This is a genomic window from Flammeovirga sp. EKP202 (assembly GCF_014534745.1).
Lineage (GTDB): Bacteria > Bacteroidota > Bacteroidia > Cytophagales > Flammeovirgaceae > Flammeovirga.
On sequence record NZ_JACVVP010000010.1, the window covers coordinates 57,234 to 83,306 of the forward strand.

The following is a 26,073-nucleotide window of genomic DNA, read 5'->3' on the forward strand; positions in this document are numbered from 1 at the left end:
ATGCATATTTTTAGACCCATTGTATTACAAGCACTAACGAGAGTCGATGAACAGTTTGGTGCTACATCTATCTCTTTAGCGAAAAAGTGGTCTAGAGATAGATTAGTATTTTATGTTGATCATCCTTACACGTTTAAAGATCTTACAAACGAAGCGTATAAAGAACAATTGAAAAAGAGAAAGGCACTTTGGAAAAACGATGTGTTCTATTTTCAGCCTTTTGATGATTATCCCAACTTTATAAATATTTGTCCGCCACCGGTTTTTCCAATTAATTTTCTTCCTCCTGGACTGATTTATAATCAATTAAAAACTAAAAATTGTAAAACCATTTGGAATAGTATTGATACAGTATTAGATCGGTTCCATGTGAAAGATAATTTTGTTTATATCAATTCATTTAACCCTGTCTATTTTTCAGTTCATTCCAAGAAAAAATACATTATGTCAATCTATCATTGTGTAGATCTGATTGAAGGGGAGAAATATATCGCAAAACATGGGGTTGTAGCGGAGAAAAAAGCAGCTGAAAATGCAGATTTAGTAATTACTACTTCAGATGATTTAAGATATCGATTGGAACCTTATGCGAAGCAAATTGAAACAGTTTATAATGGAGCTGATTATGATTTTTTCCAAAGAGACCAGTATTCTGAATCCCATCTTCTAAAAAATATTCCAAAAGGAAAAAGGATCACTTATGTAGGAAATATAGGGCTGAGAATTAATTATAAATTATTGGAGAAAATTGTTAGTAATGATCCAGAATTGCAACTGATTCTTGTGGGACCAATTAATCAAAGAGAATTCAGAGGTGGTAAATTATTAGATTATGATAATGTGCATTATTTAGGACCTCAGAAAATGGAGGATGTACCTGATTTAATTTATTATTCTGATGCCTGTATAATCCCATTTCTTTGTAATGATTTGACACAATGTATTTATCCTTTAAAAATCAATGAGTATCTAAGTGTAGGAAAACCAGTTTTGACCACGCCTTTTACAAATTTGGATGATTTTAAAGATGTTATTCATATTTATAACGATGACGCTTCTTTTGTGGAAGAGTTAACAAAAGCTTTGAAAGATTCGAAGGAGCAAGTCACTCAAAGGAAAAAAATTGCCAAAAATAATAAGTGGGAAAACAGAGCAAGTCAATTTCACAATATTTACCTCAATAAAATAAATAGAAATGCTCAGTAGTTTAAAACTATATGTTCAGAATAATGACTGGCTCAAACAGTTTATTCATCAATCTTTGGTGTTGTATTACAGACCCCGTTTTTGGGTACGATTGTTTTTATTTCCATTTTATATTAAACGGGGGAAAAAGGCCGTAATTCGTTCGTCTGCTCGGCTAGACTTATTCCCATTTAACAAAATATCAATCGGAGAAAAAAGTATCATTGAAGATTTTGTGACACTCAATAATGCAGTTGGAGATTTAGTCATAGGTAATAATGTAATCGTAGGTATTGGAAATACAATCATTGGCCCAGTTGAAATAAAAGATAATGTACTTTTTGCTCAAAATATAGTTGCTTCAGCATTAAACCATGTTTTTGAAGACCCTAATCTTCCCATTGTGGATCAGGGAGTAAATACAAAAAAAATTACTATTGGTGAAAATTCATGGATCGGAGCTAACGTAACAATTACACAAGGTGTAAATATTGGCAAGCATTGCGTAATTGGAGCAGGAAGTGTAGTGAATAAAGATATACCCGACTATCATGTGGCTATTGGAAATCCAATTCGTTTAGTTAAAAAATATAATTTCGAAACCAAAAACTGGGAGAAAATCCCCAAAACTTGATATTATGCTTTCTATTATTACAGTAAACTTTAGGCAACTAGATGTGACTTTAGAATTAGTGAAATCGTTGATGAAATTTGCTCCCAAAGATTCAGAATGGATAATTGTAGATAACGGTTCACAAAAAGATATCTCTATTATTTTAGAAAAGTTAGACCCTAGGGTCAAAGTAATTGTATCGGAAGAAAATCTAGGATTTGCAGGTGGAAATAATTTAGGTATTGAAGCTTCAAAAGGAGATTTTCTTTTTTTCATTAATAATGATACCGTTGTTACTAAAAATTCATTTGAACCTTTATTAAAATCACTTGAAGATGAGAAAGTAGGGATGGTTTGTCCAAAAATTCACTACTACTACACACCTAATACAATTCAATATTCGGGTTTCACAGATATCAATCCTTTTACAGGTAGAAATAGTGTAATTGGAGAAAGAGAACAGGACCAAGGACAATATGATAATATCAAGAAAACTTATTTTGGTCATGGAGCTGCGATGATGCTCAGAAGGAAAGTTGTGGAGGAAGTTGGAGGTATACCTGAAGCTTTTTTTCTTTATTATGAAGAAATGGATTGGTGTAAAAAAATTCGAAAAGCAGGCTATGAAATTCAATATAACGGTAATGCGATGATTCTACATAAAGAGTCTATTTCAGTTGGAAAATTGAGTCCATTGAAAGAATATTATATGACTAGAAATAGAATTTTATTTATGTACCGGAATTACCCCATTTTTTATTTTATTGGTTTCCTTTTATTTTTTATGGTGCTCTCCTTTCCTAAAAGATATGTGTTTTTGCTCAATAAAGATAAAAAATTAAATACTGCATTAAGGGCAGGTCTTTTATCAGCACTATTGTATCTTTTTAATAAAAGTATGGCACAACCCAAAGATGGACTAAAATACGCTTAGAAATTCCACTTAAATTTTGTACTTTGTTTATGTACTAAAATCTAAATCATTGAAATTTTTAAGCTGTTTTTTTTAAATCTTATAACCTTTTTTACTGTCTAGTTTTACTGCTATGTAGTTAAATCAATAGAATGAGATTATACAAAAAAATAAAATTAAAAGAATTAGTCTTAGTACTAACAGTTAAATAACCTAGAAATGACTGCTAATTACCAATTATTATTTTGGGGACTCCTATTTATTGTACTTTACAGTGCTGTTGGATATCCGATATTGCTTTATACAATTCTTTTAATTAGAAGAATTTTTAACCATAGGGAAGATCACTCAATATGGACGGATGAAGCTTGTCCTGAGGTGACAATTATTATTCCTGCATATAATGAAGCATCAATAATAGATGAGAAAGTACAAAATACATTAGCACTTCAATATCCTACAGAAAAGAAAAAAATACTTTTCATTACAGATGGAAGTACTGATGAAACACCTGACATTGTCAGGAAATACAAAGATCTAGGTGTTGAGTTGCTACACTCTCCTGAGAGATGTGGAAAATCGGAAGCACTTAATAGAGCCATGACATTTGTGGAGACAGATATTGTGGTTTGTTGCGATGCCAATACTATGATTAATAGAGACGCATTAATTCATTTGACGAATCATTACAGAGATCCTAAAGTAGGGGGAGTATGCGGAGAAAAGAAGGTTGTTACACCAACATCAAATGGTGCAGCATCCGAGGGAGAAGGAGCTTATTGGCGTTATGAATCTAAACTAAAAGAATGGGACGCAGAACTGACCAGTGTAATGGGAGGTGCTGGAGAACTTTTCTCAATCCGCACTTCTTTATATCCTTCAATTCCCAAAGAAATAATTTTAGATGATTTTTTCATTACTATGCATATTGTTCAAAAAGGGTTTAAGGTGGCATATGAAAAAAATGCCTATGCCACTGAAACATCTTCAGCTTCTGTAAATGATGAGATGACACGTAAAGTTCGAATTGCATCAGGAGGTTTTCAGATTATGCTAGTGTTATTACCAATGCTCAACTTCTTCAAATATGGTTGGGTTTCTTTTCAATATATATCACATAGGGTATTAAGGTGGTTGATCGTCCCTTTTGCCTTACCATTAATATTCGTTCTCAATATTTATTTAGCATTTGAGTTAAGAGGAATATATGAGTTCACACTTTTTATGCAGATTCTCGCTTATGCAACAGCATTAGTTGGAAGATTTTTAAAGAAAAATAAAGTACAGATCAAAGGATTGTTATTCCCTTATTACTATGCTTTTATGAACTACTGCGTTCTTTTAGGCTTTTTCAAATTTTTGCAGGGTAACCATTCCTCCATCTGGGAAAAAGTAAACCGACAATAAATGTTCAAAACCACCCAAACATATCGACTTCTTCTTACACCATTGTTGACATTGCTATTGGCAATGATTCCTTTGAAAACCCACTATGATTACCTTACGCTAGGATCTTGGAATGACAAAGGTGTACCTTCTTATTTAGATGGACGAATATCTGTGCCCACAGAAGTAGTAGATAGAACTAGAGAACTTATCGAAGACTCATTAAGAATTTCTGGTAATGCATTTTTAGATAGAAATGCAACGGATATATATTTAAAAACAGAAGGAGAAGTATTTGTTACTTTGCTCTATGAAGATGCAGGGTGGAGAAATACCCTCGGTTTTTATACTTACACAGTGGATGATATCCCTCAATCTACAGGTGAAGTGGGTGATCTAACTATCATCTTTCCAAATATTGAAAGTCCGGATGTGGTAGATAATGGAATGAGAATTAGTTTGGGTACCTATCCTAAAAATACAGTTTTTGGTTTCTTTCTCGTTGCCCAGGGTTGGAACGGAGGCATTACAGACGGTGATTACACACTTTATACGAATGGCGACTTTAATGCAGCATTTACAGCAGGTACTTTATACAATCAGATGACCATCATTTTTGCGAATGATTTAACTTCAGCCAAAGATTTTGACTTCCTACTCTGTATGGAAGACAATGTAGATATTTCAGCAGGTGATTATGATTATAATGATGCCGTTTTTCAATTAGAGTCATCGCCAGAGGCTTCATTAGCACAATTTGTTCCAGAGGCTTTAATTGAACCGACTGCAGAAGATACATTAGTAACCGTTTTTCAGCATGATACGGTTACTTTCACTATTGATAGTTTATTAGCAGATCATAATTACATTGATTATTCGAGTTTAGAAATATTGACTCCTGTTGATAGTGATGACCTTTCACTAATCTCATTTAACGGAACTGACCTAACTGTAGGATTAACTGATGGCTTATTTGATACTTTAGCCTTAGATTATAGAATCTGTAATGAAGATTTTACTAACCTATGTGATACGGGCATTATTTACATCGCATTAGGTAGTATTAATCAACCACCAATTGCTCTAAGAGATTCGGTAGTACGATATGATATCTCCCTTACCACAACAGGTATTCCTTTAAGTAAATTAGGATCCGATCCTGATGATAACCTCAATCTAAATCATTTAAAAGCTTTATCCACTGTAAATGATTTATTCTTTACAATATCAGATAATGGTCACATCAAAATTGTACCTCAATTGAATGCGAGTGGCATTGATACGGCATTCTTTGAAATATGTGATTTAGGAACACCGATTTATTGTGATACAGGATTCTTTTTAGTGGATTTTCCGGTGTTACCAGTGGCGGTAGATGATGCGGTGACGCTTCCGGATGGACATGAAATAAGTATCGATGTATTAGCCAATGATACTCACCCTGATGATGATTTAGATCCATCAACTTTAACTATTATCGATGAACCAGATATTGAAGGAGTTGAATTTGAGGTTGTTGATGGAGAGATAGTACATACACCTCCAGAAGATTTTGTAGGATCTTATGATCTTACATATCAAATATGTGACAACTCAACACCTCCTGATTGCGATCAGGCAGTTTTAACAATTACTGTCTTTGATGATGATCCTCTTGCGACTAATGATACTTTAATGCTCCCAGATGGTGATCCGGTAACTATAAACGTATTGGGTAACGATACCCATCCTCAAGATGATATCAATCCAATTACCTTAAGAATTGTCTCAGAACCTTCAATCGAGGGTGTAGATTTTGAAGTTGTAAATGGTCAAATTACTCACACACCACCTGAAGGTTTTGCAGGAGAGTATGAATTGACTTACGAAATTTGTGATAATTCAACCCCTGCTGATTGTGATCAAGCTGTCGTTTATATCACTGTCTTTGATGATGATTTACTAGCAGTCAATGATACCTTAACTCTTCCAGATGGAGATGTAGCAACAATAGATGTAATTGCAAATGATTTTCACCCAGAAGATGACCTTGATCCTTCAACTCTAAAGATTATTGAAGAACCAGATATTGATGGTGTAGAATTTGAGGTTGTTGATGGAGAAATTATACATACTCCACCTGAAGGTTTTGAAGGAACTTATGAGTTGACTTATGAGATTTGTGATGCTGCGACACCTGCCAATTGTGATCAAGCTGTAGTAGTTATCACAGTTGTTGATGATGATCCAACACCTGTTGAGAATTTACCACCAGTAGCAAAGGACGATTTTGCTGTTACTGATGTAGATGTTTCTGTAACGCTTCCTATTCTTGAAAATGATTACGACCAAGATGGCGGATTAGATTATTTCACTGTTTCCCAAATCACAGCTCCTTTAAATGGTTCTGTTTTGTTTGATGGTAATATCTCAGATGGTGATACTTCTGTGGTAGCTCATTATTTCCCAAATAAAGGATATACTGGTGTTGATATTTTCACTTATGAAGTTTATGACAACGGTAGTCCAAGAAAGAAAGATGAAGCATTGGGTATAATTTTGATTGGAGATGAAGGTTATGTTTCTGAAAACTCCTCTTTATACTGGATTGATTCAGTTAAAATATATGAGGGTGAAAGTTATAATCACCCATTAGAAGAGAAAGTAAATCTAGTCACTGATATTGATCTATCCTCACCTGTTACTACATTATTTGGTTCTCCAAACCTTGAAGGAGCATCTGCTGATGCAGTAGATTCATTGAACATTTTATATACTGCTCCTGATTCAGTAGGAGATGACGGCGAAAGAGATTTTGTTTATTATCGATTATGTAATACTGACGAAGATTGTGGGTATGGTTTGCTTATTATCGATGTTTATAAAACAGGTACAGTCATAGAAGAACCCATTGATATTACTATTTATAATGGCTTTTCACCGAATAATGACTTGATTAATGATGTGTTTGTTATTGAGAATATTGAGAGATATAAAGACAATCAATTGAAGATCTATAATAGGTGGGGCCAGGAAATATATCATAAAGATGGTTATGCGAATGAATGGACTGGAGATAATAATAATGGAGAGCCGTTGCCTGATGGTACTTATTTCTATGTGGTAATGATTGAATTAAACAATAAGACCAACACATTTAATGGCTATGTAGTATTGAAGAGATAAAAAAATGAGAAAACTAATTATAATTCTAGGACTAATATACATAATGGGAAATGAGGGGAAGGCACAACAATTACCAATGTTCACCCAATATGCTTATAATACATTGGCGATAAACCCTGCTTTTGCAGGAACTAAAGATGGTATTGACTTTCTATTACTAAATAGATGGCAATGGGTAGATTATGAAGGTGCTCCAAATACATTTAATTTTAATTCTTCTTTTAAAGTAGCCGATAAAGTGGGAATGGGAGTGAATTTTGTAAATGATAAAATTGGAGTTTCTACCACCAATACTATGCAACTTGCAGGTTCCTATATGACTCGATTAAATGAAAAACTAACTTTATCTTTTGGTCTAGCGCTTTCAACAACTTCATATAAGCATGATTGGAATAATATAAGTCTTCAAAATCCCTCTGATCCAACTTTTGGAGCAAACAATGAAAACCTGACAAATATCAACGCAGGTTTTGGCTTATACTTATATAGTGATAAGTACTATGTTAGTTTTTCAATCCCATATATTCTTGAAAACAAGATCACAAATACATCAGAAGCTCAAGAATACAGGCACTATTTTCTAAAGGGAGGCGTTCATTTTAATCTGTCCGAAAACGTCGATTTTGTCCCATCGGCACTCTTGAAGTATGTAACCAATAATGATGTACAGCTTGACATTACAGCCACTTTTATCTTACAAAAAATGTTGTGGTTGGGAGCCACTTACAGATCACAAGATGGCTTTGCTTTAATGGCTCAACTTGACGTCAAAAAGAGGTTTAGGATTGGATATGGATATGATATTCCTGTTACAGATATACAAACAGCCACTTCAGGCTCACATGAAATAATATTGGGTTTTAATATCAAATCAAGAACGAATAATGTGATTGTGAGTCCAAGATATTTTTAAATATGAAATACACGATTGTACTTACTTTATTGCTTCAACTATTGTCTCAAACTATTGTACTTGCTCAGTCTACTCATGATACGAAGTACATGAAAAAAGCAAATGAATATTTTGAAAGAAGCGACTATATTTTAGCCATCGATTATTTTGAAAAAGCCAATAAATTGGATATTATTTCAGAATATAAATTAGCTTATTCTTATCAGCATACACTACAGTATCAAGAATCTGTACGCGTTTATGAAAAATTAGTCAACTTTAATTGGGAGCTTTCTGATGAAGTATTGTTGAACTATGGACTTATGTTAAAGTCTTTAGAACAATACAGTAAAGCAGGAAAAGCCTTTCAAAAATATTTATTTAAAAATCCTAGAGATCATGAGGTTAGAGATCTCTATTTATCTTGTCAAGGCAATCAATTAAAACAATTAAGAAGGAATAAGTTTAATGTCATCATTGAGGGTTTATCTTTTAATTCTGAACAGAAAGATTTTAGCCCACTTATATTTAATAATGGAATTGCATTTTGTTCATCAAGACCTCTTAAAAAGAGAATCAATGTTCATAACCGTGATGGGTATTCATTTATTAATCTCGTAAAGGTAAATAAGACAAAACTTGGAGCTTACACCAATGTAGAAGTATTAGATAAAGATATATTCTCAAACCATCATTTAGGCCCATCTTATTTTGATAAATCTTCTAATACTATGTATGTAACCATCAATGTCGATAAAAATGAAGTAATTGATGGAGAAAATTTTGATATACATCATTTAGAAATAAGAACCACTAAATACAAAGATGGGCAGTTCCAACGCATGACTGATTTTGAACTGAATAACAAGGAGTTTTCAGTAGGACACCCCACATTAACCAAAGACGGTAACACTATTTATTTTATATCTGATATGGCTGACGGAAAAGGAGGGACAGATATATATGTCAGTCATCGTAATCTTTCCGGAGGTTGGGATCCTCCGTATAATATAGGAGAAATGATTAATACTTCTGGAAATGAAGTATTTCCTTTTATTTATAATGATAGCACGCTTTTCTTCTCTTCCGATAGACATATTGGATTAGGAGGTTTGGATATTTATAAAGCCAATATTAGAAATAACAGGGTAGTTTCAGTAGAAAATATGGGTTATCCTTTTAATTCATCAAAGGATGATTTTGGTTTAGCAATCGATCATGATATAGAGGAGTTTAACGGGTATTTCTCCTCTAATAGAGACGGTGGAACTGGAGCAGATGATATTTACAGGTTTAGAGAAGTACCAGATAATATATCAGTGCTAGTAGTTGATAGTTTAACGAAGGAACCATTACCTAACTCTACTGTCGTCTTATCTGATTGTGATAAAGAACCAATTTCTAATGGTTTAACGGATAATAAAGGATTTTACTCAACTTCTGTTGATCTACATAATTTTTGTCAAGTGGAAGCTGCACAAATGGGGTACATTCCAAAAACAATTAATACAAAATACCTAGAAAAAGAGTTTGGAGGAATGTATGTCATTGTTGACTTAGTCAGAGGAAATCAGATTAGGATGGAAGGTGATATTATTGATGAAAATACGAAAGAGAAAATACCTAATGCTCAAATTGTTTTACAAGACAGCAAATACATTCAACTTGATAAAAACGCTTCTGATCGTTTCGGACATTATCAATTTATTTTTGGAGAAAAGGCACCAGATCAAAACATGAATTTGAGTGTTTCTGCATCAGGATACTTAACAAAAGATGCTAGTGTAAATGCTCAAAATATTAGTAAAGATGGAGTAATTCGTAGAGATGTCTACCTGAAGAGAATGATCAAAAACGATCTACTTGAAATTGAAAATATCTATTATCCATTTGATAAAGCTTATCTAACGACCGAAGCCAAAGTAATCTTAAACGATTTACATAGGATTATGACAAATAATCCTTCTCTAGTAGTTGAATTAGGATCGCATTGTGATGTGCGTGGTAGTGATGATTACAACATTGACCTTTCAAAAAGAAGAGCGAAGTCTGTTATTGCCTACTTAAATGCAAAAGGGGTTAATACAAATAGACTCATTTATCAATTTTATGGTGAAAAAGTAAATGCTGTAGATTGTATTTCTTGTACTGAATCTCAGCATCAGCTGAATAGAAGAACAGAATTTAAAATTCTAGATTATTAATGGAAGATCAAATCAATTTAGTGAGCTGTCAGCATTTCTTTTCGGGGATAGGACGGTATAGTTTTGAGTTAGGTGAGGAGATGTATAAATCTTCTCCAATACAACTTTTTAAACCTTCAAAACCATCAAATGCAGACCATTTTTATGAAGATCAATACGATTGGATTAAAGGTTATTTCTATAAATCTTTTAGAAATTTACATCCATATGTTTTACCGCTCTTTATAAAACAGGCGCTCAATAAATCTTTTGATCCAAACAAAATATATCATGCTCATTGGTTTCTCTCTGGATTAGCACTTTCATATTTTAGTAATGCTAAATTCGTAGTGACCATGCATGACGTTTCATTATTACATATTCATGAAGGAGATCAGTGGTTTATGAAGTATTATAAATGGGCAATTCAACGTTTTAAAGAACGAAGAGTACCAATTATTGTAGTTTCCGAAAGTGCCAAAAAAGATACAATCCAATACGCAAATTACCCAGAAGAATTAGTACATGTAATTCATAATGGCATTAATTTCGACCAATTTTACCCACCAAAAGAAGAGAATAAAAGAAAGAACCATTTCAATATTATATATACAGGAGGATTAGGGGAACGAAAAAACCTTCAACTGTTATTACATGCTTTTCAAGCAATTGAGAAAAAATACCCTCACGTCAAATTAAGGATAGCAGGAATGTATCCAGAGCGAACTATTTATCCTAAAATTGCGGAAGAACTTAGCCTAAAGAATGTTGTATTTGAAGGATATATTCCTGATGAACAATTAATTGATTTCTACCATAGCGGAGACCTTTTGGTTTTTCCTTCTTTATATGAAGGTTTTGGTTTTGCTCCATTGGAAGCTATGGCATCTAATGTACCTGTTTTGAGTGCTACAGGAGGATCATTAAGAGAAGTTGTAGGAGAAGGTGGAGATTTCTTCGAATATGAGAAAGAAGATCTTCAATCGAAAATGATGAAAGTTATTGATGATGAAAGTTATAGACAAGATCTTATAAAAAGGGGAAGTCTGTGGGTGAAAAAATTTACCTGGGAGGAGAGTGTTAGGAAAACAAAAGAGGTTTATTCTAAAGTTTAACTTTCGATGTTTTAAATAAAAAATGCTGAATTAATTAAGGTCAATACACCATAATAATTCAGCATTTATTTTTATACGTTTCTCAATATCTTCTTTCTTAATTGATAGATCATTGTGAGTGCCTCTAAACGCATTAATGGGATAATCTTAAAAAGGTTGATATTTTCATTTCTTAAATAGAATATAAATATCACAACAGCTCCTAATATTTCAGTGACTAAGGCAGGTAATACAGTTCCAATTTCACCCATGTAAGCTACCATCACATAGGAAAGAACTATCAATACAATACTGTTCATTACAACTATATTGGTGCTTAGTTGTGGTTTACCTTTTGCGTTAGTATAGCTCGCAAAAAAAGCTCCCAGTGGTGCAAATAAAGAGGTAACAACAAGAATCACCAATAGATGAAAAGAATCTGAATATTGATCACCGTGAAGTAATACGATAAAAGGTTTGATTAACAATAAGAAACCAATGGAAATTGGAAGAATAATTAAGTAGACTTTACCTAAAGTCTGTAAGAAATATTTCTTGAACTCTTCAATGTCTCCTTTCTCATAAAGCTCAACTATTTTTGGATAGAAGCTCAGCTGAATTGCATTTGAGATAGAGAGAATAATAACTAAATAACGTTGAGCTAGCCCCAACATCGCTGTAATTTTTAAGGAAATAATACCTGCCGATAAAAATAAGGTCATTTTGGAAGAAGCTGTACCAAATAAAGCTTTTAATGTACCTTGCTTAGCGTAGTGCATAATTTCTTTAAAAGTTTTCTTATCAAAAGGACTTATTAAAATGGCTTTAAAAGGTATTGTAGTCAAGGAGATAAGGAAAGATATTCCATAAACAGCTACAATCACCAATACAAGGTTTTGTATACTCAATGCATTATAGTGTACATAATAGAGAGCGAAGCCAAGTAATGTGAGCGAGATAAGATTAATAATAACAGCTCTATATAAAGTATGTCTACTTTTATGAATATTTTCAACCCATTTTAAACAATTATTTGTGATTGAAAAGATAGGGTAGACCATTAGAAAATAGGAGATATCAGGAAATACATCAATATATCCAGTGAAAACAATCAATAATCCTATGACGGCTTCAATGATAAGAATAGCTATAATTACCGTTTTATAGGTCTTATACGCTTCCTTATGATCCTTACCTGATGAAAACTTAACTAATGCTACGTAAGTAACACCTTCTCTTATATTAATTGAAAAATTAAATATGGAAAAGAATATAAACCATAAACCTACATCTTCAGCACTATATTCTCGTGTTATGAAAAAGAGAAGTATGTATCCAAAAAGTAATTCTGAAACGGTGAGTGAGTAGGTTGTTATAAAAGGATATTTATCTAAAAATGGTAATAGCTTTTTCAAATGTAAAGGTCATAAAGGGTGATAACTATTTAAATAAGATAATTTTTTTTACAATAGTTTTAGTTTATCGCAAACATTTATAAAAGTACTACATATAATCATATAAGTAATTATTATAGTATAAATAAAAGTTGCAAGTTGCAACTAAAATAACATGTATAACCTTTAACAATTACCCTTGAAAAGTAAGCAATAGACAATAATTTGTAAATAGGGGAGGAACTTGAATTCATCTTTGATCTGATTGTACTATGATATCATATTAAATTTAAGTATAAAAAATGTAGAAGTAAATATACTAATGAATGTTATATATTCATTTAAATAATGTATAAGCAATTATACAAATGAGTAAATAAATTTAATATACAGTTATACGATTATATTAAATATAAATTATTATTCGATTGATTAATAATTAAAACATCAATTATTGCTTTTTTTCAAATACTTTTGTGTTATGAACTTTTTATGTATTGATGGCGAAAAAGTAGAAATCAGTGAGAATGATAAAACATTGGTAGATACAATTAGAAATGCCAAAAAGAGTATTACTGCTCCCTGTTATAGAACACTTAGGCAATTTGGCACTTGTAACTCTTGCCTTGTAGAAATAGGTGGAGAAAAGAAATTAGCCTGTGGTAATCGTCCCGTTTGTGATGATTCAATTATTTTAAATAGGGAAGACTTAATGGAGGAAAGAAAAGCGAAAGTGAAGGCTTTTAAAAAGCATAAAGAAATGATGGAAAAGTATATGTAAGCAATTGGATTACCTTCTAATAGACATAGAACTTCATTTCACTTGTTGAATTACTAGATAATATTCGGAAAATATAAATTCCAGGGGAGGGAACTTCTGGAACAGTGTAGTTTGTGATGAAATCACCTTCAATGTTAACCGATAATATATTTTCATCAATGATTTGGCCACTTGAAGAAATTAAAAATGACTTAACAGTTGAATTCGTTTTTACACCTAGTATTTCAACTGTTATAGTTGTTCCATTAGTAACGATATTAGGATAGATTTTTCCTGATATTGGCCCGCTATTATTGATAATATTGATAGGACCATAAATCGTATAATTACCATCAAAATCAACTTGTTTCAATCTGTAAAACCTTTGTAGTGATACAGAATCAACATAAGAGTACTCTACTTTGGTATTTATATTACCAGCTCCTTGAATGGTATCTAATGTAATCCATTGCTGTTCATCATTAGAATTCTGAATTTCAAAATGACTATTGTTAATCTCAGATGCTGTTTCCCAATAAAGCGTATTCTGTCCGGACTCCGCAATACCATAAAAATAGGTCAATTCAACAGGCAGATCTTCATCATTTATTTTTTCGCAAATCTGATTGTTGGGGGAATTTTCTCTACAATTTTCATCGTCAGTTATTGAGCATTTTGTCGTTGATCCAAACTGAACTTTACCGTATATGTTAGCATTAATGTCTTTATTGCAAGTAAGAAATACATTACCACTAATTACCAAACATCCTTTTTCATCTACATATAAAGTTTCTTTACCAAAGAAATCTACAGAGTTTTCAATATGGAGCAGACCATAAACATTAATTGTTCCACCTCCTCCGCTATTGGAATCAATATTACCTTTAATACGTCCACTACCGTTTTCTCCAATTTCTAAAACTGCTTTTCCATCATTTCTATAATCACCATTGATTATAAGTTCACCGTCACTGCTATAAGTACTACTTCCTCCATTCAATGAATTAAAATCACCATTTACATTGACAATTCCTCCTTCATTAATAACAAATTGGTTGTTCGCATTATTGAAAGTAATATCTTCTGTTACATTCATGGTGCCATCAATAGTAAATTTAACCCTACTACCATTGAAGGTAACACTTTCATTAAGTGTGAAATGACCAGCAATTTCAAATGAAGTTGTGATATTTCCCAGTAAGTCAATTTTGAAAGATACGGTAGCTCCTGGATCAATAACTAATCTGAAGTTTTGTCGGTCTAAAGTATAGGTGAGCTGAGTACTAATTTGATCTAGGTTAAAACCAATCCTTAAATATTCAATATTTAATCGAGTATTTTGAGTTAGAATGATATCATTACTAGAGGGATAATTATTTTCTTTATTACCATTTACGTAAGTCCAATTTTCTTCATCTTTCCAATCTTCTATGGTTAGATACTCCTCTTGATTAGGTATAAATGTAGCTTGAGAAAATGTAAAAAGCGGAAAGAAAGTAAAGCAGAAAACGGAAAAAATTAGAATTTTCATAAATGTTAGATCAGGCTGAATATTTTATGGAAATATACAAAATTGCTTACATTTCATTTATAAACTCTTCGTTAATCAATAAAAGATATTGATTTATTGAATAAACGAATCACAATACAAAGATTGTATACTACATATCTATGATAACGTTAGCTCCTTACACTCAACTATTTTTTTGAAAGTAGACAAGAAATGATTGTCATGAAAAAAGGAAAAGGGAGGAGTAGTGATCTCCTCCCGAATGGTATAGGATTAAGCCACCACTAACCCCCTAGCTTCTAAAACATCTTTTAAAGCTGCTACTAAACTATGGTTGTGGTGAGAAACCTTATGGCCCACTTTTTTGAAAATTCGAACTAAAGATTTGTCATCTAAAGTAGAATAATGATCTACGAACTGTATGTAAATATCTTGTGCTAAACTCATGGTAATAGGAATTAAAGGGTTGAAAGTTGATTATCAATTAGTTTAACTCTCTTTTTAATGGAGAGTCTACCGTTTTTTATGATCAATCGATCATCCTTGAAATTTCTTTTACTGATTTCATCATTGAGGGCACTAAGAAATACACCTCTAGGATTACTCCAAGCAGTGTTTCCAACTTCAGCATTAAATGTATCAATCAATGCTTCGTTACGTAGTGTTGAAAGTTCGTGGACTTTCTGTGTGTAGAATTCTTCTTTTAATGTCATTTTTTTTAGATTATAAAGTGAATAATCATTGAATGACATCAAGAAAAAACGTGAAAATTAAGTGGGGGTAGGTTTTTGTCCATCCTACGGACCACATCGTTTCTACCACCGTGGATTAAACTCGGTTGGTATCCATTCAAGGATTCTTGATGATGACACAAAGTTAGATTATTTTTATTTTAATATCAAAATAAATATACATTTTCAATTTGTGTGTGAATTATATCTATCAGATTTACAGTGACATCTATTCTTTTATGTAAAGGTTTAATTCGGTAAAATTATAAATGTCATCAACAGAAAAGATGTCATACAGCTTTTCAGCAGTGATTAATCGAGGACCTCTATTATCAATAGTAACAGAAAGTCTGTCTTTTAATAATGAAGTAAGGTATTGTTCAGATTCTGTCCAGTTGGATTGATAATTTAGATCAGCAATAAGGTTATTTTGATCTACCTCTTCATTGGAAGGCATGTCGTATTGATCAAAAGGGTAGTGCTTATCCAATAAATGTTTATAAATACGGTTGACTTCAATTTGTCCTTGTTGACTTGAAGCCAAATGCGTTAACATTGCCTTTAACCATAGCAATCCACTGAAATCTTTATTATCTCTGATAATGAAAATGTTATACCAATATTGATTGATGTTTTTGGCTAGAATCTCCATGAAAACACCAACTACCCAGCTCTTCTTTTCTCTGTGCTTATGATACCCTTTTCTTTCAATATCTTTTAATGATTTTGATAAAGCCTGTAGGATATCATTCTTAAGATCTTCAATATATAAGTCAGTATATGGGAAGTGTTCTTTAGCATACCTTTTCCAAACCTTAAATATTTTTTCTCCTTTTTCAGGTAAATTATTGATGGGAGATAGATCCATGATTAAAATTGATTAATTCCATTAAATTTTATCAAAAATAGAATATTAAGGATAATTTTTCCTCATTCTTTGTTGTAAATATAAAATACCATAAGAAAATTATATTATTCTAAGAATATAGTTCATTGAAGAAGCAAGTTGAATCAGATAATTATTAACTGATCGCTACAATGTTTATATTTAATTAGACAAAGTACGTTACTAATACCCAAAACGATCCTTATGCGAGATACTATAATGAGTTCAGATCATTTATCCAGGTTCATCCAGCGGATATATGAAATCAAAGAAAGTCGTGCTAATGTAATTACCCAAAGCGATCTGAAAGCTGCGGCGAAAGAAATCGGCGTTACTGACAGAGAATGGGTAAAATTGCAGGATCTTTTTTCTTCGCATTTAGCAAGGGCAATCGGATATCATAAATACAAAAATTGGGATGATGCAATATTCGAACTCGATCAAGCACTAACAATTAACCCTTTTGATTCAAAAACCCTATTTATGATTTCTTCTTGTTATGCTAACAAGTACTACGAGGAAGAAAGAAGAGAAGATAGAGACTTATCGATCAGCTTTGCTAACAAATGTCTTGAGGTAAATCCTTTAGATGAAAAAGCATTACAGTTACTTAGTTCTTTAAAGAAAGAAGAAAGACAAAGAAGAGTCATTGAAAAAGAATCTTTGAAAACACTGATTGTAGCCTGTTCTTTTGGAGCGATTATTTTTACAGCACTAGCCTATTTATCATTTTCAGACATTGTTGTCACAACTATCCCTTACACTGCCGAAACGGTAGAGATAAGAACCACCGAGTTTAAGCCTAAAGTTCATTTCTTAAATGCTGAGTACAATAACAGTTATTTTAGAGTGAATGATAACATCATTAAAATATTTGAAAGAAAAGCCGCTTTAGTTTTACAAGGAGAAATAATGAAATCAGATAAAGCTATAAATGGCGTATTTATCAAATGGAAAGATATTGATGGAAACATTGTTCATGCAGAGCATTTTACCAATCAATATTTACAGGATATTAAAGATCCCGCAAATGATAATTTTAAATTGATTCGTTTCTTAGAATCAGAAAAAGCGATATCAATTGCCAATGTGGATATAGTTCTAAATTAGTTGAAAGTACACTGATTACTTATTAACGACAATAAATGAAAGTTAATTATACATCCGTTTCTCTGTAAATGGATGTATTTTTTTATTAAATAGACCTAAAACTTCATATTAACTTAATTTTTTAGTGACTTTTTTGTCCAAATGTGTAGAAATCGCAAATTAACCCTTACTTTTGGGGGCATTATTGGGCTTCTGAAAAATCAATTGGGCAAAATGGTACTCTTTTTCCAAGGCAATACAGACAATGTATTTGCAGTACACGCCGGTCAGGCACTTTCAAAAGAAAATCTAGAAAAACTTTCTTGGTTATTTGGCAATGCAGTATTGTCAGAAAAAACATCTTTGGACGGCTGGTACGTAGGACCACGCAAAGAAATGTTAACTCCTTGGAGTACAAACGCGGTTGAAATTACTCAAAATATGGGTATTGAAGGAATTATCCGTATTGAGGAATTCCTACACGTTGAATCTGAAAAATCTGCGGATTTTGATCCAATGTTACAAGCTTTGTACGAAGGGTTAGACGGTTCGATCTACACAATTGATGTAGAGCCTGAACCAATTCGTCATATCGAAGACATTGCTTCTTATAACAATGAAGAAGGTTTAGCATTAAGTGATGATGAAGTATCTTACTTAAAAGAAGTAAGCGAAAAACTAAATCGTCCTTTAACTGATTCTGAAGTTTATGGCTTTGCTCAAGTAAACTCAGAGCACTGTAGACACAAAATCTTTAACGGTATTTTTGTGATTGATGGAGAGGAAAAACCTACTTCGTTATTCCAATTGATCCGTAAAACTTCAAACGAAACTCCAGATAACTTAGTATCTGCTTACAAAGATAACGTAGCATTTATTAAAGGTCCCGTAGCGGAACAATTTGCTCCAGCTACTCAAGACAAACCGGATTTCTTTGAAACAAAAGATTTCGAATCAGTGATCTCTTTAAAAGCAGAGACGCACAACTTCCCAACAACGGTTGAACCATTTAACGGTGCTGCTACAGGTGCTGGTGGTGAAATCAGAGACCGTATGGCAGGTGGTAAAGGTTCTATGCCATTGGCAGGTACTGCGGTTTATATGACATCTTACTCAAGATTGGAAGATAACCGTCAGTGGGAAAAAGGTATGGCTGAGAGACCATGGCTTTACCAAACTCCAATGGAAATCTTAATTAAAGCATCAAATGGTGCATCTGATTTTGGTAACAAATTCGGTATGCCATTGATTGCTGGTTCAGTACTTACTTTCGAACATGAGGAAGAAGCTAAAAAACATGGCTTCGACAAAGTAATCATGATGGCAGGTGGTATCGGATACGGTAAGAGAAGAGATGCCTTAAAAGATACTCCTGAGAAAGGTGACAAAGTTGTTGTAATGGGTGGTGATAACTACCGTATCGGAATGGGCGGTGGAGCCGTTTCTTCTGTAGCAACAGGTGAGTTCTCTAACTCTATCGAATTAAATGCAATTCAACGTTCTAACCCTGAAATGCAGAAACGTGTGTACAATGCGGTTCGTGCAATGTCAGAGGCGGATGAAAACCCAATTGTATTGATTCACGATCACGGTGCAGGTGGTCACTTGAACTGTCTTTCTGAATTGGTTGAAGAAACAGGAGCACAGATCGATGTGGACAAATTGCCAGTAGGTGATCCAACGTTATCGAATAAAGAAATCGTGGGTAACGAATCTCAAGAAAGAATGGGATTAGTAATCAACGAGAAAAATATTGAGACTTTAAAGAGAGTTTCTGAGCGTGAGCGTGCTCCATTCTACGTAGTAGGTGAGACGACAGGCGATATGCAATTCACTTTTAAAGACACAACTACAGGAAATGCTCCTATTGATATGCCTTTAGATTATATGTTTGGTAAAGCACCAAAAACAATCATGAAGGATACAAAAGTAGCTCCTAATTTCTCAGCTGTTGAAGTGGAAGCTTCAAAAGTACATGAGTACTTAAATGATGTATTGCAATTAGAATCTGTTGCTTCAAAAGATTGGTTAACAAACAAGGTGGACCGTTCTGTAACAGGTCGTGTAGCAAAACAACAAACAGCAGGTAGTCTTCAGTTACCGTTGAACAACGTTTCAGTGATGGCTTGTGATTACAGAGGAAAAGCAGGTATCGCTACAACAATTGGTCATTCTCCAGTAGCAGCCTTGATTGATCCTGCAGCAGGTTCTATCAACGCAATTGCTGAGTCATTAACGAACTTAGTTTGGGCTCCACTAGCTCATGGTTTAGGTAATGTTTCATTATCTGCCAACTGGATGTGGCCTTGTAAGAACGAAGGCGAAGATGCTCGTTTATACGATGCAGTGGAAGCTTGTTCTGATTTTGCAGTAGCATTAGGAGTGAATATCCCAACGGGTAAAGATTCACTTTCGATGACGCAAAAGTACGGTGATGAAAAAGTGTACTCTCCAGGTACTGTAATTATTTCTACAGTAGGTGAGGTAGACGATTTGAAAAACGTAGTTGAGCCAGTAGCTAAAGTAGGTAAATCATTAGTTTATGTAGATCTCGCTCAAGGTGGTCATGAATTAGGTGGTTCATCATTAGCACAGGTATTAAATAAAGTAGGTGACAAAGTTTCTACAGTTACTAAGCCTGATTTCTTTAAGAATGGTTTCGAAGCAATTCAAACTTCAATTAAAGCAGGAAATGTAGTTTCAGGTCATGACGTTTCAGCAGGTGGTTTAATTACTGCTTTATTGGAAATGACATTCCCTGAGCAAAATGTTGCTTACAAAGTAGACTTATCAGCAATCTCTAATGCTGACTTGACAAATGTATTGTTCTCTGAAACGCCTTCAGTCATCTTCCAAGTGGAAGACGAAGCAGCTTTAGCATCAGTAATGAATGAAGCAGGTGTTGCTTATCACGTGATCGGTCAGGCAGTAGAAGGTGCTCAAACAGAAGTAACTTACAACGGAACTACTTTAGCCTTTAATACAGAAGAATTAAGAGACGTTTGGTCGAAAACTTCATTCTTATTAGATCAAAAGCAAAGTGGTGAGGAATTAGCAAAAGAGCGTTATGAAAGCTATAAAAATGCTCCTTTACACTACTCATTCCCTGAAGGATTTGAAGGAAAACTTGCTGCATTAGGAATTGATCCTGATCGTAAAGAGCGTTCTGGAATCAAAGCGGCAATTATCCGTGAGAAAGGTGTGAATGGAGATAGAGAAATGGCTTACTCTATGCACTTAGCTGGTTTTGATGTAAAAGACGTTCACATGACGGACTTGATCGCTGGTAGAGAAGATTTATCTGATGTAAACTTTATTGTTTTCGTAGGTGGATTCTCTAACTCAGACGTATTAGGTTCAGCAAAAGGATGGGCTGGAGCATTCTTATACAATGAGAAAGCAAAACAAGCTTTAGAGAACTTCTATGCAAGAGAGGATACATTAAGTTTAGGTGTTTGTAACGGTTGTCAATTGATGGTTGAATTAGGTTTAGTGACAAAAGGTCATGATGAAAAACCTAAGATGTTACATAACAACTCTCATAAATTTGAGTCAGGTTTCGTAAACATGGTGATTCCTGAAAATAACACAGTAATGTTGAATTCATTAGCGGATACTCGTTTAGGTGTTTGGATTGCACATGGTGAAGGTAAATTCAACTTCCCTTATGCAGAAGAGAAATACAACATCGTAGGTAAATACGGTTATACTTCTTATCCTGCCAACCCTAACGGATCTGATTACAACACTGCTGCATTAGCTTCAGAAGACGGTCGTCACTTAGTAATGATGCCTCACTTAGAAAGAGCAATCTTCCCTTGGAACTGGGCACACTATCCATCAGATAGAACTGATGAGGTATCACCTTGGATCGAGGCGTTTGTAAATGCTAAAAATTGGGTAGCTGAAAAAACGAAATAAGTTTAAAGTTATCATTCTATAGATTAACAGCTCATGAAATAAATCATGAGCTGTTTTTTTTAATCTAAAAAGCCTTCAAAACTTGTTATATAAAAAAGCACAGTGTTAAAATGTAACTATTTGAATACATTGAGGTAATTCTTTAGAAATAAATAATTGTTTTATTTTATCACTTTGTTTAATCTTTTTTTATTTTAGTTAGTCATTTTGCGATAATATCGCGTTTATATAAAACAAAATAGGTGTATTTTAATGGTTTAGGACTATTTTAATACAAAAAAAGAAGAATCATAGAACCTTTGTAAATTGTATAATAATCAGATCGTTAAAATTAGGATTATCTATTACTCAGTGTTATCTTCAATTATACCCAAAAAGAACAGAATAAAAATTACATCTATTTCTCATTTCCAAATTACTCACTTAAACACAACCCAAAAAGAACTATCTTATTTTAATCCAATATATATTTGATAGGTGATCTTTGTGTAGATACTATTTTATGAACATGAAATATTATTTTAAAAGACCTACAATACAATGTACATTACTAATGACGATAGTATTTATCATAGATTTAGTAATACCATTGGGCGTAGCTGTAGGTGTTTTATATGTATGTTGCATAGCACTTTTAATTCGAGAAAGAATAAAAGTAACAAGAAGGTTTTCTATTCTTGCTACTATTCTCACTGTTATTGTTCCGATCATTACTTTTAATGATCAAACGACATGGATGGCATTTGTGAATAGAGGAATATCATTATTGGCGGTTTGGATTATTTACTTTATTGTTGTCAAGCATCGCTTATTAGACCATCAAATGAAAGTCTACACGTCTAAACTTGAAATAAAAAATAAGGAACTTGAACAATTCAATTATATAGCGAGTCACGATTTGCAAGAACCTTTAAATACGATAAATAGTTTTAGCAGTTTATTAAATAAACAATATAAAGGAGTAATTGATGAAAATGCGGACAAGTACCTCGATTTTATTCAGCAAGCTACGGATAGAATGAGTGACTTAGTAAAAGCATTACTTGATTATGGTCGAATAGGCCATAATATGAATATTGAAAGAGTGGACTGTAACCTGATTCTAAAAGATGTAAGGTCAGATATTGATGCACTTATTTCAAAAACAAATACAACATTACTGATCAATGATTTACCTGAAATCAATGGATATGAAACTGAATTAAGATTATTGTTTCAAAATCTAATTAGCAATGCTATTAAATTTCAAGGAAAACAATCAACTCCAGTTATTAAAATTGGAGCTACTTTAGAAACGAATCAATGGATTTTCTTTGTCAAAGACAACGGAATAGGCATTGAAAAAAAATATAAGGATAAAATTTTTGCCATCTTTCAACGGTTACATCCTGCTTGTGAATACGAAGGAACCGGTATTGGTTTGGCACATTGCAGAAAGATTTTAGACCTCCATGGAGGAAATATTTGGCTTGATTCTCATTTAAATCAAGGCACAACATTTCATTTTAATATACCAGCTTAGCCAGGAATAAAACCATCAGCGACTAACGTTTTTTTACTACAAGGTTATCTTTTGAAGTGATATTAAAAAGGAGATCACGATAAAGGTAACCTTACTTTTTTTAATAATCGTAATGAATTAAAAACAAGTGATTTATGATTAAATCCATCAAATTTATAAGTCAAATTTGAAAACTTTTAAGAAACTAACAAGTTCCATTGATAGTTATTTTACAATCGTTGTTTTTTAGATGAAAATAAAATAACTTAATGATACAGACACATAGTAATACATGTATGGAACAATACACTAAATTGAATTAATTCTTTCAGAAGATGAGTTAATTTTTTAAGTATTAAGTCAAAAATAAATCATAGTTAACTCTAATTTATTTTTTGTAAGTACAACGCTAAAAAACGTATTAATAGTGGTTCTATTAAAAGTTTTTTGAAGGAAGTAATCGCAAAACAATAAATAGAATTAGTATTTGATAATTTTGAATTCGTACTTATACCAATAAAAACACAATCGACATAATTTTAAATTTTCTCATTTTCAATTTTAGTGATCACAGATCCCTAAAAATCTATTTGACTGTAATTTATTAATGAAGCAATAACCCTAGACTTAATTATGAATTTCACAGATGAAAGCAAATGCCCTTTTCACCAAGGGACAAATTCTCAAACACAAAACAATGTCCAAGAATGGTGGCCAAAAACATTAAACTTGGATATCCTTCACCAACACGACTCGAAAAGTTCACCTTATGCTTTAAAATTTAACTACGCAGAAGAGTTTAAGAAATTAGACTTGGAAGCATTAAAGACAGACCTCAAAGCATTAATGACCGATAGTCAAGATTGGTGGCCTGCCGATTGGGGACATTATGGGGGTCTTATGATTCGTATGGCTTGGCACGCAGCCGGTACTTATCGTACATCAGATGGTAGAGGTGGTAGTAACACAGGCAATCAACGTTTCGCACCTCTTAACAGTTGGCCTGATAATGCAAACTTGGATAAAGCAAGACGTTTGCTTTGGCCAATCAAAAAGCAATATGGCAACAAGATTTCATGGGCCGATTTATTTATCCTAGCGGGTAATATGGCTTACGAATCGATGGGCTTCAAAACTTTTGGATTTGCAGGTGGGAGAGAAGACATTTGGCATCCTGAAAAAGATATTTATTGGGGAAATGAAAAGGAATGGTTAGGCAATAACCGATATGGAAATAATGACGATAGTGAGACATTAGAGAATCCACTTGCTGCCGTTGTAATGGGTTTGATTTATGTCAACCCTGAAGGTGTAGGAGGAAAATCAAATCCTCAAAGAACAGCAGACGATGTTCGAACTACTTTTGGTAGAATGGCGATGAATGACGAAGAAACTGTAGCATTGACTGCAGGTGGTCATACAGTCGGGAAAGCACATGGTAATGGAGATGCTTCAGTATTAGGTGCAGAACCTGAAGGAGCTCCAATCTATGAGAAAGGTTTAGGTTGGATTAACCCAAAAGGAAAAGGTAGTGGAGCGGACGCTGTAACGAGTGGATTAGAAGGTGCATGGACAACGACCCCAAACAAATGGAATCATACTTATTTCCATCTTCTATTAAATCATGAATGGGAACTTAGAAAGAGCCCTGCAGGTGCCAATCAATGGGAGCCTGTAAACATGAAAGAGGAAGATAAGCCGGTGGATGCTTTTGACGCGAATGTGAAAAGAAACCCGATCATGACAGATGCTGATATGGCGATGAAGGTTGATCCTGAGTACCGTAAAATATCAGAGAAATTCATGAATGATCCTGCTTATTTTGAAGATGTATTTGCAAGAGCTTGGTTTAAATTAACGCACAGAGATTTAGGTCCAAAATCAAGATACTTGGGTGCAGATGTTCCTGCTGAAGATTTAATCTGGCAAGACCCTATTCCTAAAGTTGATTATACGCTGACAGATGCTGAAGTAGAAGATTTAAAATCACAAATCTTAAATTCGGGTTTAACCCCTCAAGAATTAATTAATACCGCTTGGGATAGTGCTCGCACCTACAGAGGATCAGACTTTAGAGGTGGTGCTAATGGAGGTCGAATTCGTTTGGCTCCACAAAAAGATTGGGAAGGCAATGAGCCTGAACGTCTACGAAAAGTACTTTCAAAGTTGGAGGAAATACAATCTAATTTTTCTAAAGATGTAAGTATAGCTGATCTTATAGTTTTAGGTGGAACAGCAACAGTAGAAAAAGCCGCTCAAGAAATTGACCCTTCTATTAAAGCTAGTTTTATTCCTGGTAGAGGTGATGCCACTGAAGAGATGACAGATACTGCTTCATTCTCTGTTTTAGAACCTTTGCATGATGGTTTCAGAAATTGGTTGAAGAAAGAATATGCTGTAAAACCTGAAGAAATGCTTTTAGACAGAGCGCAGTTGATGGGATTGACAGCACCTGAAATGACGGTCTTAATTGGTGGTTTACGTGTATTAGGAACAAACCATAACAATACGAAACATGGTGTATTCACTAAAAATGTTGGGAAATTAAGCACTGACTTCTTTGTGAACTTGACCGACATGAAATACAATTGGAAACCTGCAGGTCATAATTTATATCATATTGTCAATAGATCAACAGGTGAGATTGATTGGACTGCGTCTCAAGTAGACATTGTATTTGGATCAAATTCTATCCTAAGATCTTACAGTGAGTACTATGCTCAAGATGATAGCAAAGTTGCTTTTGCACAAGACTTTGTGAAAGCTTGGGATAAAGTGATGAATGCAGATCGTTATGATGTATAAGTCATAAAAAATATTTACTTTTTATGGAAAGTCCACTAAATTAAG

18 protein-coding genes and 1 riboswitch are annotated in these 26,073 nt (G+C 33.4%); of the genes, 13 read left to right on the forward strand and 5 right to left on the reverse strand.

Annotated elements, in window-relative coordinates; genetic code table 11:
• The 8 genes from IC221_RS08305 to IC221_RS08340 all read left to right on the forward strand — a co-directional run bounded on the left by IC221_RS08305 (position 1) and on the right by IC221_RS08340 (position 11,452).
• On the forward strand, positions 1-1,206 hold the full coding sequence (locus tag IC221_RS08305; RefSeq protein WP_188168516.1) for a glycosyltransferase: 1,206 nt from the start codon (positions 1-3) through the stop codon (positions 1,204-1,206).
• Positions 1,196-1,819 (forward strand): DapH/DapD/GlmU-related protein, encoded by a 624-nt coding sequence (locus IC221_RS08310; RefSeq protein ID WP_188168517.1) that lies wholly within the window; start codon positions 1,196-1,198, stop codon positions 1,817-1,819. Before IC221_RS08305 ends, IC221_RS08310 begins: the two co-directional genes overlap by 11 nt.
• Before the next feature lie 4 nt (positions 1,820-1,823).
• Positions 1,824-2,732: a glycosyltransferase family 2 protein gene (locus IC221_RS08315; protein WP_188168518.1), complete on the forward strand. Its 909-nt coding sequence runs from the start codon at positions 1,824-1,826 to the stop codon at positions 2,730-2,732.
• A 198-nt stretch (positions 2,733-2,930) separates the two neighbouring features.
• Positions 2,931-4,118 (forward strand): glycosyltransferase family 2 protein, encoded by a 1,188-nt coding sequence (locus tag IC221_RS08320; RefSeq protein ID WP_188168519.1) that lies wholly within the window; start codon positions 2,931-2,933, stop codon positions 4,116-4,118.
• Entirely contained in the window at positions 4,119-7,262 is a 3,144-nt protein-coding gene (locus IC221_RS08325) for an Ig-like domain-containing protein (protein WP_188168520.1), read from the forward strand. It abuts the gene before it with no gap.
• 4 nt (positions 7,263-7,266) lie between these two features.
• Complete coding sequence (locus IC221_RS08330; RefSeq protein WP_188168521.1) at positions 7,267-8,175, forward strand: type IX secretion system membrane protein PorP/SprF; 909 nt, start codon at positions 7,267-7,269, stop codon at positions 8,173-8,175.
• Positions 8,176-8,177: 2 nt separating this feature from the next.
• Positions 8,178-10,358: an OmpA family protein gene (locus tag IC221_RS08335; protein ID WP_188168522.1), complete on the forward strand. Its 2,181-nt coding sequence runs from the start codon at positions 8,178-8,180 to the stop codon at positions 10,356-10,358.
• The gene (locus IC221_RS08340) at positions 10,358-11,452 is read left to right on the forward strand and encodes a glycosyltransferase family 1 protein (RefSeq protein WP_188168523.1); all 1,095 of its coding nucleotides are present in this window, start codon (positions 10,358-10,360) and stop codon (positions 11,450-11,452) included. Before IC221_RS08335 ends, IC221_RS08340 begins: the two co-directional genes overlap by 1 nt.
• 71 nt (positions 11,453-11,523) lie before the next feature.
• On the opposite strand, the gene IC221_RS08345 is transcribed toward IC221_RS08340, so the two are convergent.
• Positions 11,524-12,846 carry an oligosaccharide flippase family protein gene (locus tag IC221_RS08345; RefSeq protein ID WP_188168524.1) on the reverse strand — a complete coding sequence of 441 codons (1,323 nt, stop codon included), beginning with the start codon at positions 12,844-12,846 and terminating at the stop codon, positions 11,524-11,526.
• A gap of 460 nt (positions 12,847-13,306) precedes the next feature.
• Between IC221_RS08345 and IC221_RS08350 the strand changes: the two genes are divergently transcribed.
• Complete coding sequence (locus tag IC221_RS08350; RefSeq protein ID WP_188168525.1) at positions 13,307-13,606, forward strand: 2Fe-2S iron-sulfur cluster-binding protein; 300 nt, start codon at positions 13,307-13,309, stop codon at positions 13,604-13,606.
• 16 nt (positions 13,607-13,622) lie between these two features.
• Here the strand turns inward: IC221_RS08350 and IC221_RS08355 are convergent, their stop codons facing one another.
• The 4 genes from IC221_RS08355 to IC221_RS08370 all read right to left on the reverse strand — a co-directional run bounded on the left by IC221_RS08355 (position 13,623) and on the right by IC221_RS08370 (position 16,694).
• Entirely contained in the window at positions 13,623-15,116 is a 1,494-nt protein-coding gene (locus IC221_RS08355) for a hypothetical protein (protein ID WP_188168526.1), read from the reverse strand.
• A 252-nt stretch (positions 15,117-15,368) separates the two neighbouring features.
• Complete coding sequence (locus IC221_RS08360) at positions 15,369-15,542, reverse strand: hypothetical protein (RefSeq protein ID WP_188168527.1); 174 nt, start codon at positions 15,540-15,542, stop codon at positions 15,369-15,371.
• A gap of 11 nt (positions 15,543-15,553) precedes the next feature.
• Positions 15,554-15,808 (reverse strand): hypothetical protein, encoded by a 255-nt coding sequence (locus IC221_RS08365; protein ID WP_188168528.1) that lies wholly within the window; start codon positions 15,806-15,808, stop codon positions 15,554-15,556.
• Between the two features lie 61 nt (positions 15,809-15,869).
• A riboswitch (SAM-I-IV-variant riboswitch) is annotated at positions 15,870-15,966 on the reverse strand.
• A gap of 89 nt (positions 15,967-16,055) precedes the next feature.
• Positions 16,056-16,694, reverse strand: coding sequence for a hypothetical protein (locus tag IC221_RS08370; protein WP_188168529.1), 639 nt, complete (start codon positions 16,692-16,694; stop codon positions 16,056-16,058).
• Positions 16,695-16,916: 222 nt separating this feature from the next.
• On the opposite strand from IC221_RS08370, the gene IC221_RS08375 reads away from it, so the two are divergent.
• From IC221_RS08375 to katG, 4 genes are all read left to right on the forward strand, one after another.
• The gene (locus tag IC221_RS08375) at positions 16,917-17,822 is read left to right on the forward strand and encodes a hypothetical protein (RefSeq protein ID WP_156152488.1); all 906 of its coding nucleotides are present in this window, start codon (positions 16,917-16,919) and stop codon (positions 17,820-17,822) included.
• 213 nt (positions 17,823-18,035) lie between these two features.
• Positions 18,036-21,722 carry a phosphoribosylformylglycinamidine synthase gene (gene purL / locus IC221_RS08380; RefSeq protein WP_188168616.1) on the forward strand — a complete coding sequence of 1,229 codons (3,687 nt, stop codon included), beginning with the start codon at positions 18,036-18,038 and terminating at the stop codon, positions 21,720-21,722.
• A gap of 553 nt (positions 21,723-22,275) precedes the next feature.
• A complete protein-coding gene (locus tag IC221_RS08385) occupies positions 22,276-23,244 on the forward strand; it encodes an ATP-binding protein (protein WP_188168530.1) in 969 nt (322 codons plus the stop codon).
• Positions 23,245-23,856: 612 nt separating this feature from the next.
• Positions 23,857-26,028 carry a catalase/peroxidase HPI gene (gene katG, locus IC221_RS08390; protein WP_188168531.1) on the forward strand — a complete coding sequence of 724 codons (2,172 nt, stop codon included), beginning with the start codon at positions 23,857-23,859 and terminating at the stop codon, positions 26,026-26,028.
• The last annotated feature ends 45 nt before the right edge of the window (positions 26,029-26,073 follow it).

Bases quoted from the DNA above. Each gene is read 5' to 3' on its own strand.
- IC221_RS08305 (WP_188168516.1), top strand. From the start codon at position 1: ATGCATATTTTTAGACCCATTGTATTACAAGCACTAACGAGAGTCGAT.
- IC221_RS08310 (WP_188168517.1), top strand. From the start codon at position 1,196: ATGCTCAGTAGTTTAAAACTATATGTTCAGAATAATGACTGGCTCAAA.
- IC221_RS08315 (WP_188168518.1), top strand. From the start codon at position 1,824: ATGCTTTCTATTATTACAGTAAACTTTAGGCAACTAGATGTGACTTTA.
- IC221_RS08320 (WP_188168519.1), top strand. From the start codon at position 2,931: ATGACTGCTAATTACCAATTATTATTTTGGGGACTCCTATTTATTGTA.
- IC221_RS08325 (WP_188168520.1), top strand. From the start codon at position 4,119: ATGTTCAAAACCACCCAAACATATCGACTTCTTCTTACACCATTGTTG.
- IC221_RS08330 (WP_188168521.1), top strand. From the start codon at position 7,267: ATGAGAAAACTAATTATAATTCTAGGACTAATATACATAATGGGAAAT.
- IC221_RS08335 (WP_188168522.1), top strand. From the start codon at position 8,178: ATGAAATACACGATTGTACTTACTTTATTGCTTCAACTATTGTCTCAA.
- IC221_RS08340 (WP_188168523.1), top strand. From the start codon at position 10,358: ATGGAAGATCAAATCAATTTAGTGAGCTGTCAGCATTTCTTTTCGGGG.
- IC221_RS08350 (WP_188168525.1), top strand. From the start codon at position 13,307: ATGAACTTTTTATGTATTGATGGCGAAAAAGTAGAAATCAGTGAGAAT.
- IC221_RS08355 (WP_188168526.1), bottom strand. From the start codon at position 15,116: ATGAAAATTCTAATTTTTTCCGTTTTCTGCTTTACTTTCTTTCCGCTT.
- IC221_RS08360 (WP_188168527.1), bottom strand. From the start codon at position 15,542: ATGAGTTTAGCACAAGATATTTACATACAGTTCGTAGATCATTATTCT.
- IC221_RS08365 (WP_188168528.1), bottom strand. From the start codon at position 15,808: ATGACATTAAAAGAAGAATTCTACACACAGAAAGTCCACGAACTTTCA.
- IC221_RS08370 (WP_188168529.1), bottom strand. From the start codon at position 16,694: ATGGATCTATCTCCCATCAATAATTTACCTGAAAAAGGAGAAAAAATA.
- IC221_RS08375 (WP_156152488.1), top strand. From the start codon at position 16,917: ATGCGAGATACTATAATGAGTTCAGATCATTTATCCAGGTTCATCCAG.
- purL (WP_188168616.1), top strand. From the start codon at position 18,036: ATGGTACTCTTTTTCCAAGGCAATACAGACAATGTATTTGCAGTACAC.
- IC221_RS08385 (WP_188168530.1), top strand. From the start codon at position 22,276: ATGACGATAGTATTTATCATAGATTTAGTAATACCATTGGGCGTAGCT.
- katG (WP_188168531.1), top strand. From the start codon at position 23,857: ATGAATTTCACAGATGAAAGCAAATGCCCTTTTCACCAAGGGACAAAT.